Origin of the sequence: Kribbella sp. NPDC005582, assembly GCF_040605415.1 — a bacterium.
Classification (GTDB): domain Bacteria; phylum Actinomycetota; class Actinomycetes; order Propionibacteriales; family Kribbellaceae; genus Kribbella.
In genome coordinates this window covers 311264-327488 of the sequence record NZ_JBEXCU010000005.1, presented here as the reverse complement: position 1 = coordinate 327488, position 16225 = coordinate 311264, and the positions used below count along the sequence as shown (strand labels likewise).

General features: G+C 67.2%; 14 protein-coding genes. 8 read left to right on the top strand and 6 right to left on the bottom strand.

Annotated features, from left to right (window positions below; translation table 11 throughout):
• Nucleotides 1-29: 29 nt before the first annotated feature.
• On the top strand, nt 30-1229 hold the full coding sequence (locus ABZS29_RS28010; RefSeq protein WP_355466142.1) for an MFS transporter: 1200 nt from the start codon (nt 30-32) through the stop codon (nt 1227-1229).
• Nucleotides 1226-1675: a YbaK/EbsC family protein gene (locus tag ABZS29_RS28005; RefSeq protein WP_355466140.1), complete on the top strand. Its 450-nt coding sequence runs from the start codon at nt 1226-1228 to the stop codon at nt 1673-1675. Before ABZS29_RS28010 ends, ABZS29_RS28005 begins: the two co-directional genes overlap by 4 nt.
• Here the strand turns inward: ABZS29_RS28005 and ABZS29_RS28000 are convergent.
• Nucleotides 1672-2589 (bottom strand): helix-turn-helix domain-containing protein, encoded by a 918-nt coding sequence (locus tag ABZS29_RS28000; protein ID WP_355466139.1) that lies wholly within the window; start codon nt 2587-2589, stop codon nt 1672-1674. The two genes, ABZS29_RS28005 and ABZS29_RS28000, sit on opposite strands and share 4 nt — an antisense overlap.
• A complete protein-coding gene (locus ABZS29_RS27995; protein ID WP_355466137.1) occupies nt 2589-4274 on the bottom strand; it encodes a glycosyl hydrolase family 18 protein in 1686 nt (561 codons plus the stop codon). Before ABZS29_RS27995 ends, ABZS29_RS28000 begins: the two co-directional genes overlap by 1 nt.
• Nucleotides 4275-4704: 430 nt before the next feature.
• On the opposite strand from ABZS29_RS27995, the gene ABZS29_RS27990 reads away from it, so the two are divergent.
• Nucleotides 4705-5517 carry an HAD-IB family hydrolase gene (locus tag ABZS29_RS27990; protein WP_355466135.1) on the top strand — a complete coding sequence of 271 codons (813 nt, stop codon included), beginning with the start codon at nt 4705-4707 and terminating at the stop codon, nt 5515-5517.
• A 290-nt stretch (nt 5518-5807) separates the two neighbouring features.
• On the opposite strand, the gene ABZS29_RS27985 is transcribed toward ABZS29_RS27990, so the two are convergent.
• Entirely contained in the window at nt 5808-6581 is a 774-nt protein-coding gene (locus tag ABZS29_RS27985; RefSeq protein ID WP_355466133.1) for a Fic family protein, read from the bottom strand.
• 25 nt (nt 6582-6606) lie between these two features.
• Between ABZS29_RS27985 and ABZS29_RS27980 the strand changes: the two genes are divergently transcribed.
• The 4 genes from ABZS29_RS27980 to ABZS29_RS27965 all read left to right on the top strand — a co-directional run bounded on the left by ABZS29_RS27980 (nt 6607) and on the right by ABZS29_RS27965 (nt 12391).
• Complete coding sequence (locus ABZS29_RS27980) at nt 6607-8637, top strand: CDP-glycerol glycerophosphotransferase family protein (RefSeq protein ID WP_355466131.1); 2031 nt, start codon at nt 6607-6609, stop codon at nt 8635-8637.
• Nucleotides 8638-8712: 75 nt separating this feature from the next.
• A complete protein-coding gene (gene argS / locus ABZS29_RS27975) occupies nt 8713-10380 on the top strand; it encodes an arginine--tRNA ligase (protein ID WP_355466129.1) in 1668 nt (555 codons plus the stop codon).
• 20 nt (nt 10381-10400) lie between these two features.
• Nucleotides 10401-11429 (top strand): alpha/beta hydrolase-fold protein, encoded by a 1029-nt coding sequence (locus ABZS29_RS27970; protein WP_355466127.1) that lies wholly within the window; start codon nt 10401-10403, stop codon nt 11427-11429.
• Nucleotides 11426-12391 carry a GNAT family N-acetyltransferase gene (locus ABZS29_RS27965; protein WP_355466126.1) on the top strand — a complete coding sequence of 322 codons (966 nt, stop codon included), beginning with the start codon at nt 11426-11428 and terminating at the stop codon, nt 12389-12391. Before ABZS29_RS27970 ends, ABZS29_RS27965 begins: the two co-directional genes overlap by 4 nt.
• Here ABZS29_RS27965 and ABZS29_RS27960 read toward each other — a convergent pair.
• Complete coding sequence (locus ABZS29_RS27960; RefSeq protein ID WP_355466124.1) at nt 12290-13789, bottom strand: MFS transporter; 1500 nt, start codon at nt 13787-13789, stop codon at nt 12290-12292. The genes ABZS29_RS27965 and ABZS29_RS27960 overlap by 102 nt on opposite strands.
• Nucleotides 13790-13913: 124 nt before the next feature.
• Here ABZS29_RS27960 and ABZS29_RS27955 point away from each other — a divergent pair, with 124 nt between their 5' ends.
• Complete coding sequence (locus ABZS29_RS27955) at nt 13914-14513, top strand: helix-turn-helix domain-containing protein (protein WP_355466122.1); 600 nt, start codon at nt 13914-13916, stop codon at nt 14511-14513.
• Here the strand turns inward: ABZS29_RS27955 and ABZS29_RS27950 are convergent.
• Both ABZS29_RS27950 and ABZS29_RS27945 read right to left on the bottom strand, forming a co-directional pair.
• A complete protein-coding gene (locus tag ABZS29_RS27950; protein WP_355466120.1) occupies nt 14473-14988 on the bottom strand; it encodes a dTDP-4-dehydrorhamnose 3,5-epimerase family protein in 516 nt (171 codons plus the stop codon). The genes ABZS29_RS27955 and ABZS29_RS27950 overlap by 41 nt on opposite strands.
• Nucleotides 14985-16205: a DUF2786 domain-containing protein gene (locus tag ABZS29_RS27945; RefSeq protein ID WP_355466118.1), complete on the bottom strand. Its 1221-nt coding sequence runs from the start codon at nt 16203-16205 to the stop codon at nt 14985-14987. Before ABZS29_RS27945 ends, ABZS29_RS27950 begins: the two co-directional genes overlap by 4 nt.
• Between the last annotated feature and the right edge of the window lie 20 nt (nt 16206-16225).

Below are 16225 nucleotides of genomic sequence, written 5' to 3'. Positions count from 1 at the left end.
ATGCCAACAACCGTGGCACCGTCGAAGGCATGCACCAATCCGTCGCTCTCGGCTACCGCCCCGGAGACACCCAGTACCGCAGGCTCTCCGTGGCACTCTTCGCAGCCGGACTTGCGACATTTGCGCTGCTCTACAGCACCCAGCCGCTGCTGCCCGAGCTGTCCGAGGCCTTCCACGTCTCACCCAGCCAGAGCGCGTTCAGTGTGTCGTTCGCGACATTCGGCCTTGGACTGGCTCTCCTGGTCGCCGGATCGGCGTCCGAGGTGATCGGCCGAACCACTCTGATGCGCTGGTCCGTCGCAGGCACCTCCGTCTTCGCACTGCTGACCGCCTTCGCTCCCACGTGGCATGCGCTGCTCGCATTGCGAGGCCTGCAAGGGATCGCGATGGCGGGTCTACCCGCAGTGGCGATGGCCTACCTGCGCGAAGAGGTGCATCCGGACAGTCATGCACGCGCGAGCGGGCTCTACATCGCCGGTACGGCGGTCGGCGGCATGTCCGGTCGAGTGGTCGCAGGCGGTCTGGCCGACCTCGGCGGTTGGCGGTTCGGAGCCGCTGGCATCGCCGTACTGGGACTGCTCTGTGCAGCAGTCGTGTGGTGGTTGCTACCTGAGTCGAAGAACTTCCGCCCGGGCTCCGCACGTCCGTTCTCCGGCCGGATACTGCGCGATCCAGCGCTACTAGCCCTGTATGGGATTGCGGCGACGGCAGTCGGCGGATTCGTTGCGGTCTACAACGGCGCAGTGTTCCGGCTGTCCGGTGATCCCTACCTGCTGAGCGCCGGGGCCGCCGGACTGGTGTTCTGCGTCTACCTGCTCGGATCGGCTGGGTCAGCCGGCGCCGGACTGTTGGCGGACCGCTTCGGTCGGCGGGCCGTCGTACCGGTGGGCTGTCTGATCACTCTGGCCGGAGTAGCGATCACACTGGCGGCACCACTACCCCTCATCGTGCTCGGACTGGCCGTAATGACCGCAGGCTTCTTTGCCGTCCACGGAGTGGCCAGTGGCTGGGTCCCAGCGCGAGCCCACGCAGCAGGCGTCGGAACCGGTCAGGCCTCGAGCATGTACCTGTTCTCCTTCTACCTAGGCTCGTCCGTCTTCGGCGGCCTAGCCGGTACGGCGTGGAGTCGCGCCGGCTGGAGTGGTGTCGCAGTAGAGGCCGGGGTGCTGTTCGCAATCGCACTGCTGCTGTCACTCGTACTGAGGTCTGTTCCTAGACTGGACGGGTGACCAAGGCAACGGATGCGGCTGACCAACTCGGACTGCGCTACGAGACGACCCAGCACGGGCCGGTGAACTCTCTGGAGGAGGCTGCCGCGGCGCGGGGTATCGAACCGGCCAAGCTGATCAAGACGATCGTGGTGCGGCTGGCCGACGACGACTACCGGTTCGTACTGGTCCCTGGCGACCGTGAGATCGCCTGGCCGAAGCTGCGCACGCTACTCGGCGTCAAGCGGATGTCGATGCCGGACAAGGACACCGCCTTCGCCGTCACCGGCTATGTCCGCGGCACGATCACCCCACTGGGCGGCAAGCACGCCTGGCCGGTGATCGCGGACGAGCGAATCACCGGCACCATCTCCATCGGCGGCGGCGACTTCGGTATCGGCATCACCGTCGACGCCGACGACCTGGCCAAGGCCCTCAACGCCACCGTCGCCGACGTGACCGACTAGACCAGTAGACCTCGCTGACCGGCGCGGAGCCCGGCTTGGAAGCGGGTAGTCGCGTCGAGGGCTTTGAGGATGCGCTGCATGCGACGCTCCACAGTGCGTTGAGCTACTCCCAACCGGCGAGCTATGGCTTGGTCGGTGAGTCCAGCGGCAGCCAGTGACAGCAACTGCTGGTCCTCGAAGCTCAGCGGACCGTCCGACGGTGTCGGGGACAGCGGACTGCCCTGGTGCCAGAGCAGCTCGAAGAGGCGCAGTAGTCCGTCGAGCAAACTCGACGGGCCCAACTCGACGATGACGTCGTGGCTGGTCGGCAACAGCGCCATCCGGCGATCGACGACCAGCATCTTGAGCGGTACATCCCTCAGCATCCGGCAGCCAGTGGCTCGGGCAGCCATCAGATCATTCGGTTCGGACAGCGACGCCATGTCGAAGATCGTCCGATAAGTGACGCCCTGGGTTCGGCGCGCTTCGACCGGCACCACGACGTGCGGTGGCCGCTCCAGCACCAGCACTTCATTCTGGGCGCACTGTTGCGCCTGGTAGAAGCGCTGAGCCACCGCCTCGGCCCCCCTGACCACCGTGAACGCGTCATGGCGGGCTCTGAACTCCGCAGTCAGCACCGAAGCGCCGACTCGGGCTTCGACGATCGCTGCTTGTTTCCGGAGCGCCAGCAGTTCGACGGCCGCCTCGGGAACCGCAGGGACGTAGCGGGCCGGCCTCCCCGGCATGCGGGAAGCCAGACCGAGAGTGAGCAAGGACCGGAGATGCCGACCGACCCGGGTGGCCGGCCAGCCGGTGTCGGTCGCCAGGTCGGTCGTTGTGGATTCCGGGCGGGCCAGAAGCGCCCGATAGAGCTGCTCGTCCTCCGAGCAGACACCGAGCGCTTCCAGCACCGGAACAGGGCGGTAGTTGTGCATCAGGGCAAGGCGTGGACGTGGGCGCCGACTTGATTGGCGAACTGGTTGCCGTTCAGCGCGTCCCAGTTGGTCGACCAGGTCATCGCACCGCGCAGCGTCGGCCAGGTGGTGCTCGGCTTGAAGCTGCCACAGTTCGTACCACGCGCCAGGCAGTCCAGCGCGTTGTTGACGATCGTCGGCGACACATAGCCGCTGCCGGCGCCGCGGGAGGAGGCCGGCAGCCCCAGACCGACCTGATCGGGACGCAGACCGTTCTGCAGCATGATGCAGGCCTGTGCCGTGATGAAGTCGACCGAACCCTGTGAGTACACCTGTCCGTTGCAGCCGTTCATCGCACCGGAGTTGTAGTACTGCACATTGACGATGGTCAGGATGTCCTTGATCGCCAGCGCAAGTTTGAAGTACTCGAAGCTGGTGGCCTGCATGTCGATCGTCTGCGGAGCCATGGTGATGATGAGTCCGCTACCGAACTGACTCTGCAGGCTGCGCAGCGCCTGGCCCATGTACTGCGCGTTGACCCCGTTCTCGAGGTCGATGTCGACCCCGTCGAAGCCGTACTCGCGGAGCACGCTCAGCGCCGTCGAGGCGAAGTTGGACGCGGCGGTGGCGTTGGCGACGGAGATCGTGCCCCGCTCGCCACCGACCGACAGGATGACCTTCTTCCCGGCTGCCTTCTTCGCCGCGATGTCGGCCTTGAACTGCGCCACGGTGTAACCGTTCAGCCCCGCGCTGTCGAGGTTGAAGGTGATCCCACCCGGCCGGGAGGCATCCGCGTCGGCGAAGGCGACCGCGATCAGGTCGTACGCCGCCGGTACGTCGGAGATCCGCTGGACCGTCGCCCCGTTGTTGAAGTTCTGCCAGTACCCGGTCAGCACGTGCTTGGGCAGGCTCCCACCCGGATTGGTCGGTCCGGTGGTCGTCGTCCCCGACGCGGAGGCGCCGTACGGCGAGCAGTTGCCGCTCGGGTCGCACGCCCGCACCTTGAAGCTGTACGTCGTGGTCGGGCTCAGCCCGGTCGCCGTCCAGCTGGTGACGTTGCCGACGCTCTGCGGTGACTCAGTCCCCCGTACGACGTCGTAGTGGTCGATGCCGTTCGCATCCGACGCGGCGGACCAGTTCAACTGCAGTGAGCTGGACGTCGGACTACCGACAGTGAGCCCACCCGGCGTCGACGGCGGAGTGGTGTCCGCCGTACCGCCCGGGCCATCCAGTACGACGTCATCGACGCCGTACGCCGGAAGTCCGTACCAACCGTGCGTGTAGATGGTGACCGACGTGGCCGACGCACTCGTGGTGAACGGAACGGTCAGCTGGCTCCAGGAGCCGCTGGTGGTCCAGGTGGAGGCTCCCCCGTCGACTCCGAGGTACACATTGGAACCGGTCACCCACGCCGACAGCGTGTACGCCGTACTGGGTTTGACCGGGATCGACTGGCTGCAGCGGCCGATGTCGGAGCCACTGGGAGCCGACTGCAGTCCGTAGGAGCCGGAGTGGGCCGAGCTGGTCACGGTGCCGGCTGTGCATTGCCAGCCGGAGAGCGTGCCGGACTCGAACGAGCCGTTGACGACGAGGTTGGTGGCGGCATGTCCGGTCGCGGTGACCAGGACCAGGCCCATGAGGGCGAGAACGAACGCGATCAGGCTGGAGAGCACCGCTGCCTGGGGGCGGAACGCAGGCGGTTTCATGAGTTACAAACTGTGGCTGCGTAACTACATTGTCAAGACCCTGCATAAAGTGAACGCGCTCTCACGCGGGGAAAAATGAAAAATGTACAGATTCTGTACATTCCGGAGGAGGAAAGGCGACGGCCCCCGGCGGGGGGGTGACCGGGGGCCGTCTTCGGCCACGGGCTCGGGGGGAGGAGCCGGGGGCCGTTCAGGAGGTGACAGTCTTACCACTGTCAGGAGGTATGTACCCCCCAAGTCCGGAGCCCACACATCTCAGTTCTGTTGCAACCGAGAGTCTGGCTTCCGGGCGTCGCGGCCGGTGAACCGACCGTTGCGACCAGTGCCACTGTCACACTACTCAACAGTCTAACGGGAGAGTCGCCTACACAAAAGCCCGGGTCCCCCGGCGTTTCGTCGCAGCGTGAGTCACCGGCCTATCCTCGACCTCATGGAGCCCGCACAAACCGCCCGATCGGCCGCCTTCTTCGATCTGGACAAGACCATCATCGCGCGCTCGAGCACGCTCGCGTTCTCCCGGCCGTTCTACGCCGGCGGCCTGATCAACCGGCGCGCGGTGTTACGCAGCGTCTACGCGCAGTTCGTCTACCTGCTCGGCGGCGCCGATCACGACCAGATGGAGCGGATGCGGGAGTACCTGTCGGCGATGTGCACCGGCTGGGACGTCGGGACCGTGAAGGCGATCGTCGCCGACACCCTGCACCACATCGTGACGCCGATGATCTTCGAGGAGGCGGTCGAGCTGATCGACCGCCACCACGCCGAGGGCCGCGACGTCGTGATCGTCTCCTCGTCCGGCGCCGAGGTGGTCGAGCCGATCGGCGCGATGCTCGGCGCCGACAAGGTGATCGCCACCCGGATGGTAGTTGCCGACGGCAAGTACACCGGCGTGATCGAGGAGTACGCCTACGGACCGCACAAGGCGACCGCGATCCAGGCCCTGGCCGCGACCGAGGGTTACGACCTGTCCGCCAGCTACGCCTACTCCGACTCGATCACCGACGAGCCGATGCTGGCCGCCGTCGGACATCCGTTCGCCGTCAACCCGGACAAGGCGTTGCGCCGGCTGGCGCAGTCGCGCGACTGGCCGGTGCTGGACTTCAGCGAGCCGGTGGGGCTCACGGAACGTTCCCGTCTCAAGGACGCACGGCGTCCCGCGCTGGCCGCCGGCGTGGTCGCGGGACTCGCCGCCGGGGCGTTTCTGCTGGCATCCAGGCGGCGTTCCAGATCATCGGCGGAGTAGCCCAAAGCTGAAGTTTGCTTCATTCTTCTCAACTCCATGAACACCGCGCATCCCCTTCCCACGCAGGGTTTTCAGGAGTACAAAGGAAGCACAAAGGATCTTCGGATCCGGTAGAGATTGCACGGCAGTCAGGTACCCACGCGGCGACCAGCCCATCCCAACCGGGCAGCGCGACCCAGGCCAGTCCTGTGGCGGCAGACAGGTGCACGCATGGTAACCAGAATGACGTGCCAGCGACGGCGCTCTCCCCGTGAGAGCGCCGTTCGCATATCTCAGGAAAACAAGGGCGATCAGCGCGCCAGCGGCGACCGCTCGGCTCCCAGGGCAACGACTTCGCACGACCGCAGCAACCAGTCGCGAACACCGACCAGACCTCGCGCTGTGTAGTCGGTCAGCGCCGAGGAATAGGTTGCCGACAACTCCCAGTGACCGATCTCCGGCACCGTGACCGAGACCGGGTCGATGCCCCGGGCAACCAGTACGGCGCGTTCGGCGGCGCGGGCGACCACCCCGTTCGCCGTCGGGAACGGACGCAGTACGGCGAGTTCGGCGTGCACGATCGCCGCGACCACCAGCCCTGGCGCCTTGGACGGACGGCTCAGGGCCTTGCCGAGTGCGCTCAGCCGCTCCCACATCTCGTCCGCCGGCGGTGCGGGCGGCAGTCCGGGGATGTCGTCGGGCACTGGTTCCTGGCTGGTCCGCAGATGGCCCAGCGACGGCTCCGGTCCCAGATCGGCGCCGGCCAACTGGTGCAGTCTGGTCCACACCTGAACCGGCGCGGTTTCGATCTGAGGCGCCAGCCGCATCAGCTCACCGGTGATCCGGACCGCTCCGGTGACGAGCGGGTCAGCACTCCCCTCCCGCGCCTCCTCGAGCGTCGCCGTACTGCCCGCCAGCGCAGCGGAGGCATGCGCACCCCGCAGCAGCGCCTCAGCGGTCACGTCCGCGCCCACCTTGCGCAGCCCCCGGTCGCGCAGCAGCACGTCAACGGCGTCACGAGCGGCGCGTGCAGCCGATCCGACCCCTTCCAGAGTGGCCAGGGGCTCGAACACATCGGTTGTCATACCCCGCAGCCTAGGATGACTTCGTATGGCGCTCGGTACCGTCCCCAAGTTCAGCATCGTGGTCCCCTGCCATGCCTCGCGGGCGTGGCTGCGGCCCTGCTTGGACTCGGTGCTGAGCCAGTCCTTCACCGATTTCGAGGTGCTCGGCGTCGACGACGCGGACGCCGACGGCTCCGGCCGGATCCTGGACGAGTACGCCGCGGCGGACCCCCGGGTGCGGGTGCTGCACCTGGAGGAGAACGTCGGCCTCGGTCCGGCCCGGAACGCCGGGCTGAAGGAGTGCCGCGGCGAGTACGTGCTGTTCCTGGACGCCGACGACCTGTACCTGCCCGGTTCGCTGGCGGCGATCGCCCGCCGGATCGACGACACCGGACAGCCGGACATCGTGCTGTTCGACTACGAGCGGACCTTCTGGGACGGCCGGCTGGTCGGCAACCAGCGGCACGACGCGTTCGCCCGGGAGGGCGCCGGCGTCTTCACCGCGGCGGAGCGGCCGATCTTCCTGACCTTCCTCGAAATCGTCTGGAACAAGGCCTACCGGCGCGACTTCCTCACTCGGCACGGCTTCGCGTTCACCGCCGGCTTCTACGAGGACGCGCCCTGGACCTACTCCACGATGCTGACCGCGGAGCGGATCGCCACTCTGGACCGGGTGGTGGTGCACTACCGGCAGCACCGCACCGGCGGCAACATCCACGCCACCAGCGGCCGCCGGCAGTGGGACATCTTCGACCAGTACGACCGGGTGCACGCGTTCATCCAGTCCGATCCGGAGCTGGCCGGCTGGCGCCGGTTCGCGTTCGACCGGTCGCTCGACCACATCCTCGCCGTACTGGCGAAGCCGGAGCGGATCCCGCCGGAGGACCGGGCCGAGTTCTTCCACGCGGCCCACGCGTTCGCCAAGCGGTGGAAGCCCGAGGACTACACCATCGACCGCAGCAGGCGCGGGTTCCGGCGCTGGCAGCTCATCTACGACGACTACGCGACGTACTCGACGCTCAAGGTGACCGGGAAGGTCCTGCAGATCCCGAGTCCGCGCAAGAGCGTCGGCAAACTGCTGCACCGCGCCAAGCTCGACCCGAACCTGGCCGTGTACGCCGCCTGCCGGTGCGCGCGCTACGCCTGCAACCCGCGGGCGATCTACGAGAAGGCCGCCGAGCTCGCACCGCAGGTCCGCGGCGTCTGGGTGATCGACTCGGAGCATCTGACGGAGATCCCGGAGGGCGTCGAGTACGTCGTCGCCGGCTCAGCGGCGCACAACAAGGTGCTCGCTCGGGGGACGTACTTCGTCAACAACGTGGACTGGCCGCGAGAGGTGGAGAAGCGCGCCGGACAGGTGCACTTGCAGACTCAGCACGGCACACCGCTCAAGAAGCTCACCACTGGGCTCGACCTGGACCGGGTGGACCGCTGGGACTTCAACCTGTCCTCGAACCGGTACTCCTCGGAGATCTGGGAGCGCACCTACCCGTCGTACTTCGAGGAGCTCGAGTACGGCTATCCGCGGAACGACCGGCTGCTCACAGCGAGTCTGGAAGAGGTCCGAGCGGTCAGAGCATCACTCGGCTTCGACGACTCCCAGCTGGTGCTGCTGGACGCTCGCGAGGAGTCGCACTTCGACCTGGGCCGGCTGCCGGTCGCAGTGCTCGACGTGAACTCCGGTCCGCGTCTGGACGACCTGGTGCTGGCGGCTGACGTCATGATCGCCGACTACTCGCCTCTCGTCTTCGACTACGCCAACCTGGACCGTCCGATCGTGCTGCTGATCGACAAGCCGGACTGTGACGTCTACTTCGACCTCACGGAGTTCCCGCCGGGTGTGGTGGCCCGCTCGGCGGAGGAGCTCGGCGCTGCGTTCGACAGTGGTGCTTTCGCCGCACCAGAGGCGGCCAAGCACCGGCAGCTGTTCCGCGAACGCTTCTGCGAGTACGACGACGGCCGGGCCGGCGAGCGCGTCGTACGGCGAGTGTTCCTCGGCGAGGACGACGTACCGGCGATCACTCCGCTCAGAGACCGCACGCCCGCGCCCTCGGCGTACTTCGTGCATAATGGCTGACATGCTGCGACGACGACAGACTGCCTGAACACCTCAGCCTGCCCTGTTCACGTCTGTCGTTTTTAAGGACTTCGCATGTCCGCTCTTGTGTCTGTGCTTTCTTCCAGACTGTCCGAAGCCTCCGGCTCTGCGCTCGACCCCGAGCTGCGGTCGGCCACCAAACCCGAGTTCGGCCACTTCCAGAGCAATCTGGCGCTCCGGCTGGCCAACCAGCTCGGCGAGCCACCGCGGGAGGTTGCCGCGCGCCTGGTCGCGGCACTAGAGGTCGGCGACCTGTGCGAACCAGCTGCGATCGCGGGGCCTGGTTTCATCAACCTGACGCTGCGGCCGGACGTTCTGGCGAGCGCCGTCAACGACCGTACGGCGTTCGCGCCGCGGGGCGAACGGGTCGTCGTGGACTACTCACAGCCGAACGTGGCCAAGCAGATGCACGTCGGTCATCTGCGGTCGACCGTGATCGGGGACGCCGTCTGCAACGTGCTGCAGTACGTCGGCTACGAGGTGATCCGGCAGAACCACGTCGGTGACTGGGGCACGCAGTACGGGATGATGATCGAGCAGCTGCTCGAAGAGGGCCTGGACGCCGGATCCCTTGATCTACAGGGATTGCAGGAGCTCTATGAACGGAGTCGGCGGCACTTCGACAGTGACGGCGACTTCGCTGATCTGGCCCGGCTGCGGGTTGTTGCGCTGCAGACCGGCGACCCGGCGACGCGGGCGAGCTGGCAGCGGATGGTAGACGTCAGCCTGGCCGACTTCGAGCAGGTCTATGCACGGCTCGGCTCTGCGCTGACCCGGGACGACGTGGTCGGCGAGAGCGCCTACAACGACGACTTGCCGGTGATCGTGGCCGAACTGGAAGAGGCTGGCCTGCTGACTGAGTCGGACGGTGCCTCCTGCGCGTTCCTGCCCGGCTTCCTCGGACGCGACGGTCAGCCGCTGCCGGTGATCGTGCGGAAGTCCGATGGCGGCTTCGGCTACAGCGCTACCGACCTGGCCGCGATCCGGCACCGGGTGAAAACCCTGCAGGCCAAGCGGATCGTGTATGTCGTCGACCACCGGCAGGCGCTGCATTTCGACATGATCTTCACGCTGGCGCGGGCCGCCGGATGGTTGCCGTCGACGACGACTTCTGAGCATGTGAGCTTCGGTACTGTGCTCGGTCCGGGTGGCAAGCCGTTCAAGACCAGAGCTGGTGGCACGGTCAAGCTGACCACGCTGCTGGACGAGGCGGTGGAGCGGGCTGACGCACTGCTGGCCGATCGGACCGGTATCGACCGCGCAGCCACCGCAGTGGCCGTCGGCATCGGTGCGGTCAAGTACGCCGACCTCTCCAGCGACCGGGGCAACGACTACGTCTTCGACCTGGACCGGATGGTCGCCATGACCGGCAACACCGGCCCCTACCTGCAGTACGCGCATGCACGGCTGACTCGGCTGCTCAGCAAGGCCGGTGAGACCAGTGGCGTGATCACTACGCTGGAGCACCCGGTTGAGCAGCGGCTGGCGCTGTTGCTGATGGGTTTCGACGACACTGTGGTGCAGGTGGCCGAGACGCTACAACCACACCGGCTGTGCACCTATCTCTACGAACTGGCAGCCGCGCTGTCCGTGTTCTATGAACAGTGCCCAGTGTTGAAGGGCGAGAACCGGAGCAGCCGGCTCGCGCTGTGCGCCGCGACCCGGCAGGTGTTGCAGGATGGGCTAGGTCTACTGGGCATCGCGGCACCCGACGCGATGTAACTCTCTGAAGGGGGCTGTCGATGCTGCCGTGGTCGATCGACTGGGCGGGAAGACTGGAGCAGAAGACGTACGAGAGTGCGTTGCTGCGCGGGAACCCGCTGGGCGACCCGCACGAGCGACCGGCGCTGGTCTATCTGCCGCCCGGGTACGACGAGTCCGATCAGCGCTACCCGGTCGTCTACGTGACCATGGGCTACACCGGTCACAACGGCATGTGGTTCAACCGCGTGGCGTTCCGGCAGCCGTACCCGGAGTTGCTGGACGCCATGTTCGCGACCGGCGACGTACCGCCGGCGATCGTGGTCTTCGTCGACACCTGGACCCGGTACGGCGGTGGCCAGAGTCTCGACTCCCCTGGCACCGGGCAGTACCTGTCGTATGTGTGCGATGAGATCGTGCCGTGGGTGGACGCGACGTACCGGACCATCGCGGACCGCGACCACCGGGCGATGACGGGCAAGTCCAGCGGCGGCTACACGGCCATGGTGATGCCGTTGCTGCGGCCGGACGTTTTCGGTGCGTTGGCGACACATGCAGGAGATGCGAGCTTCGAGCTCTGCTACCGCGGCGAGTTCGCCGCGCATGCCCGCACGCTGCGCGACAAGTACGACGGTGACATCCAGAACTTCTTCAAGGACGCTACTGAGCGAGCCGGTCGGCTGCAGAACGAGGACCTCCACCTCTATGAGATCTACGGCTACGCCTCTGCCTACTCCGCGGAGCCGGACGGGACGGTGTTGTTGCCGTTCGACGACCTCGGTGAAGTGATTCCTGAGGTCTGGGAGCGCTGGCTGGCGCTGGACCCGGTCGAAATGCTCAAGAAACCCCAGTACGCCGACGCTGCGCGGTCGATGCGAGCCATCTGGATCGACGCCGGCCGCAACGACGAGTACTACCTCGACCTTGGTGCCACTGCGTTCCACCGCGGCCTGCAGGCGATCGGCGTACCGGATGAGAAGGTGCACTTCGAGCTGTTCGACGGCAAACACGGCGGTATCGAGTACCGCTACCCGTTGGCCGTTCGCTGGCTCTGCGAGCAGTTCCAGTGAGCTGGCCGGAGGGGCTGGTCGCCCGGCCGATCACCAAAGACGACGTACAAGCCTGGGCCGACCTGCTCCTCGCTCGCGAGCGGGTCGACCAGGACGGCGAGAACTACGACGCCGCTGATCTTCTCGAGGAGCTGACGGATCCGCACCTCGACGCCGAGCAGGCCACCCTCGGCCTGTGGTCCGGCGACCAGATGGTCGGCTACGCCAAGCTCCACCCGAGTACGTCGGTCGTCGACGTGAACCGGGTCGGGGTCGAGGGCACTGTGCACCCGGAGTGGCGGCGGCGCGGTGTCGGCGGTGCTCTGATGCAGTGGACTGTCGAAGCCGCCGGTGCGCAGCACGCCAGGACGTTTCCGGAGTTCCCCGGAGAGGTTCGGGCCGGTGCGAAGAGCACGCACGAGGGCGCGATCGCCATGCTGCGTGGACTCGGCTTCGAGGAGACCCGCTACTTCTTCGACATGAAGCGAGCGCTGGACGCACCAGTGCAGGCTGTCACGGCAGATGGCCTCCAGCTGGTGGCGTTCGATCCCGCACTGAACGAGGAGCTGCGAGCGGCGCACAACGACGCGTTCCGCGACCACTGGGGTTCGGTACCGCGGGATGCGGAGACCTGGAAGACACATGTCACCGGGTCCCGGGCATTCCGGCCGGAGCAGTCGTATGTCGTCCTGGACGGTGACACGGTCGCTGCGTATGCGCTCGGCTATGAATGGGTCGCCGACACCGAGGTGACCGGCGTACGGGAGGTGTATATCGGTCAGGTCGGCACTCGGCGCGAGTACCGGGGTCGTGGGCTGGCCCGGGCCGCTCTGGCGAAGGTGCTCGCCGAGAGTGCCCGGGCCGGCTACCAGCGAGCCGGCTTAGGTGTGGACGCCGACAACCCCACTGGTGCCCTCGGTCTCTACGAGAGCCTTGGCTTCAGCGTCCACAGCAAGTGGATCACCTTCCGCCGGGCGCTCTGAGCGACGCAGCCACGTCCAGGGCTTCACGCTGATCACGATCATCGACAGGCTCAGTACGGCGTACACGACGGCGCCGAGGAAGGCTGCGTGGACACCGTCGGTCAGGATCGCGCGGGGCGTCGTACCGGCGGAGTTGCGGCTTGCCGTGCCGAAGACGGTGACGAGGATGCCGAGGCCGAGTGCACCGCCCACCTGCTGGACGACGTTCAGCAGACCGGAGGCTGCTCCGGAGTCTTCCGGTGCGACGTTGGAGATGGCCCGGCCGACCAGCGGGATGAAGAGCATGCCGGCGCCGAGGCCGAAGACGACCATCGGTCCGACCACGTTGGCCAGGTAGCTGCTCGACTCGTCCAGTCGGGTCAGCCAGAGCGTGCCGGTGGTGATCAGTACCGAGCCGAGCAGCATCAGACGCGTGCCGTCGATCCGGTTGAGCACCCGCGGGACGATACGGGACGCGGTGAAGAGCAGACCGGTCATCGGCAGGAACGCCAGGCCGGCGGCGAGCGGGCTCAGCTCGAGCACACCCTGCAGGTACTGGGTGAGGAAGAAGAACATCCCGAACATCGTGCCGACCACCAACAGCATGGTCAGGTACGACGCCGAGCGGGACGCGGACCGGAACAGCCGCAGCGGGACGATCGGGTGGCTGACGCGGCGCTCGATCAGCACGAACGAGACCAGCAGCACCACCCCGGCGCCGAACGAGACCAGCGCCTCGGTCGCGGTCCAGCCGATCTCGGCGACCCGGATGAAGCCGTAGACGAGCGAGCTGATGCCGAGCGTCGACGTGATCGCACCGGCGACGTCGAACCGGCCGGTCTCGCGGTCGGTCTCGGTCAGTACCCGGCGGGCCGCGATGATCAGACCGATGCCGATCGGGACGTTGATGAACAGACCCCAGCGCCAGGACGCCCAGTCGGTCAGCATGCCGCCGAGAACCAGGCCGACGCTGCCGCCGCCGGACGAGACCAGGCTGTAGTAGCCCAGGGCCTTCATCCGCTCGGGTCCTTCGCGATAGGTGAGCATCATCAGGGTGAGCGCCGCCGGCGCTGCGATGGCGCCACCGACGCCCTGCAGGACCCGGGCGGTGAGCAGGAGCTCGGCGTTCGGGGCGAGACCGCCGAGCAGGGAAGCGAGCGTGAAGACGCTGACACCGGTGATGAAGACCCGGCGGCGGCCGAGCAGGTCACCGGCGCGGGCGCCGAGCAGAAGCAGACCGCCGAAGGCCAGGGCGTAGGCGTTCTGCACCCAGGACAGGCTGGACGGGCTGAAGTCGAGAGCGTGCTGGATCTTGGGCATTGCGATGTTCACCACGGTCGCATCCAGGATCACCATCAGCTGGGTGACCAGGATGACCGCGAGAACAACCCCGGGTCGCCGGGTGGTCGTGCCTGACATGTTGCTCCTTACCCCGGAGGGGTTACAGTTGAGGGAGGAAGTGGAGGTCTCCTCCGGTTCACCATACGGAGGCCCCCTCCGCTTTGCAAGCGATATTCTCGGCGAATCTCTGACGGGAGGCTCGATGGCACCGACCCCGCTGCCCACCACGCGGCCGACCCGCGCGGACGCGGCCCGCAACTACGACCTGCTGGTCACCGCCGCCCGGCAGACCTTCGCCGAGCACGGCACCGACACCTCACTCGAGGAGATCGCCCGCCGGGCCGGCGTCGGGATCGGCACGCTCTACCGGCGGTTCCCGAACCGGACCGCACTGCTCGAGGCCGTGTACGTCGACGAGATCCAGTCGGTCTGTGATCGCGCGTACGACTTCGATCGTGAGCTGCCGCCGTTCGAGGCGCTGGCGGCCTGGCTGCGAAGCTTCGTCGGCTACGGCCTGTCCAAGAAGACCCTGGCGGTCGAGCTCATGGAAGCTCTCGGCAAGGACTCGGCGTTCTTCAAGACCTGCAAGGCGAACGTCGTGGAGGCCGGTCAGCTACTGCTGGACAAGGCGAAGGCGACCGGCGAGGTCCGCGCCGAGCTCAAGCTGGAGGACGTCATGCGCCTGGTCGGCGGGATCAACATGGCCCGCGACACGGAACCCGAGCAGGCGATGCGGCTGCTCGACATCGTCCTGTGCGGCCTCAGGCCAGCTGCTTCCGGGCCTCGGCCAGCGACGGACTAACGGCATCCCGCTCGGTGAAGCTCGGCTCGGCGACCGGCCATGGGACGGCCAGCTCCGGATCGAACGGGTTCACCGCGATCCGCTCCGGTGACCAAGGCTCGTTGACCAAGAAGTTGTAGACCGTGTGCGGGGCGATCGTGCAGAACGAGTTGCCGAGGCCGCGCGGCACGTAGAGCGCGTCCCCGGGTCCCAGCTCGAACGTCTCCACCTTGCCGGCCCGCAGGTCGACGATCGCCACGAACACCCGACCGGCCGACGGCGACAAGTATTTGTCCCACGGCTCGGCGTGGATGCCGCGCAGGACTCCGGCTCGCTCGAAGTACGTGACGTTGTGCTGGACAACGTCGTACGGCGGGACTCCGGCGGCCGCGAGTTTGTCGCGGTGGAAGCTCTCCTCGAACCAGCCGTCCGCGTTCGGCTGCAGGTCGAGCTCGATCCGCAGCAGCCCTTCGATCGTGGTCTCCTGCACCTTCATCGGCGGACCTGCCGGCGCGCCTCGAGCTGCGCCTGGTCGGCCGCGCTCAACCCGGCCTCCCAGCCGGCGCCGTTGGTGATCCGCGTCCGCCGGGTCGTCGTGTTCGGAAACAGCTTGGTGAACAGGGCTTCCACCTGTTCCTCGCGCCGCGTCAGCACCGGCAGCAACCGATCCGCATCCACCGCCGGTACGGCGGCCTGCGTCGACTCGGCCGCCGCCTGCAATCGCTCGCCGATCCGCTGCGCGTACGCCATCAGGAACGACTGGCGGAACGACCTCGTCCGGGACTCGCCGTACCGGCCGATGTGCTTGCCGGAGGCAATCATCGCGCGATTCGCCTGCACCAGCAGCGAGGTGGCGAGGATCTCGGTGAGTTGCAGATCCAGGTCGGCGCCGATCACCGTGACCACGGCGAGCTCTTCGATCATAACCGTGCGGCAACGGTTCGCCGCGGCGACCGAGCCGACGAGCTGGGCCTTGGCCGACACGTACGGCGTGTCCAGCCAGATTCGCCGGGCGGCCGAGTCGTCCGGGATCTCGAGCGCGGGATCGGCTTCGACCAGCGCCCGGTCGAGACTGAACTTCGCCATCAGCTCCTGAGCCTTGCCCGACAAGGCTTCCGCCTCTTCGGGAAACTCGGTCGCCTCGGCCTTGGCGAGCAGGCTGCGGATCCGCGAGAGCATCTTCGCGTTCGCCGGGACCGCGGGCCGGTCGCCGGAGGTCCGCCGTACGGTCGTGCCTGGTGCTGGGAACAGCCGGGCCAACGCAGGCAGGGATTGCAGGAAGCCGGCCAGCGCGAGCGTGTGGCGCAGCGCGAGATAGCGACCTAGGCGCTGGCCGGTGGCCCAGGCGGTCAGGTCGAGCTCGGCGTACGGCGGTTCGACGCCGAGGTCGACCAGTTGGTCGAGCCAGCGCGGATCCACCCTGTCTTCGCGGTAGCCACGATGCTCCGCGGCGATCACGGCCAGCAGCAGGGGCTCGACACCGGGATCGAACTCCCGGCGCCCGTGCTGGACGAGATCGGCCGGCGTCCAGCCGCGGTCCCACGTGGTCCGCAGCAGACCGGTCACAAAGCCGTGCAGGACGCGATCCACCTGCGCCTGGTCGCGCTCGTCGAACGCCCCCAGGCGGGCCAGCTCGAGGTCGGCCCGATCGTCGTGCAGGGCAACGATCGCGGCCGCCATCGGCAGCAGGCGCAGGATTTCGTCGTCACTCACGCGCTCGAGTCTGACACCGT

Coding starts and splice junctions, on each gene's coding strand:
- ABZS29_RS28010 (WP_355466142.1), top strand. CDS start 30: ATGCACCAATCCGTCGCTCTCGGCTACCGCCCCGGAGACACCCAGTAC.
- ABZS29_RS28000 (WP_355466139.1), bottom strand. CDS start 2,589: ATGCACAACTACCGCCCTGTTCCGGTGCTGGAAGCGCTCGGTGTCTGC.
- ABZS29_RS27995 (WP_355466137.1), bottom strand. CDS start 4,274: ATGAAACCGCCTGCGTTCCGCCCCCAGGCAGCGGTGCTCTCCAGCCTG.
- ABZS29_RS27990 (WP_355466135.1), top strand. CDS start 4,705: ATGGAGCCCGCACAAACCGCCCGATCGGCCGCCTTCTTCGATCTGGAC.
- ABZS29_RS27985 (WP_355466133.1), bottom strand. CDS start 6,581: ATGACAACCGATGTGTTCGAGCCCCTGGCCACTCTGGAAGGGGTCGGA.
- ABZS29_RS27980 (WP_355466131.1), top strand. CDS start 6,607: ATGGCGCTCGGTACCGTCCCCAAGTTCAGCATCGTGGTCCCCTGCCAT.
- argS (WP_355466129.1), top strand. CDS start 8,713: ATGTCCGCTCTTGTGTCTGTGCTTTCTTCCAGACTGTCCGAAGCCTCC.
- ABZS29_RS27970 (WP_355466127.1), top strand. CDS start 10,401: ATGCTGCCGTGGTCGATCGACTGGGCGGGAAGACTGGAGCAGAAGACG.
- ABZS29_RS27960 (WP_355466124.1), bottom strand. CDS start 13,789: ATGTCAGGCACGACCACCCGGCGACCCGGGGTTGTTCTCGCGGTCATC.
- ABZS29_RS27955 (WP_355466122.1), top strand. CDS start 13,914: ATGGCACCGACCCCGCTGCCCACCACGCGGCCGACCCGCGCGGACGCG.
- ABZS29_RS27950 (WP_355466120.1), bottom strand. CDS start 14,988: ATGAAGGTGCAGGAGACCACGATCGAAGGGCTGCTGCGGATCGAGCTC.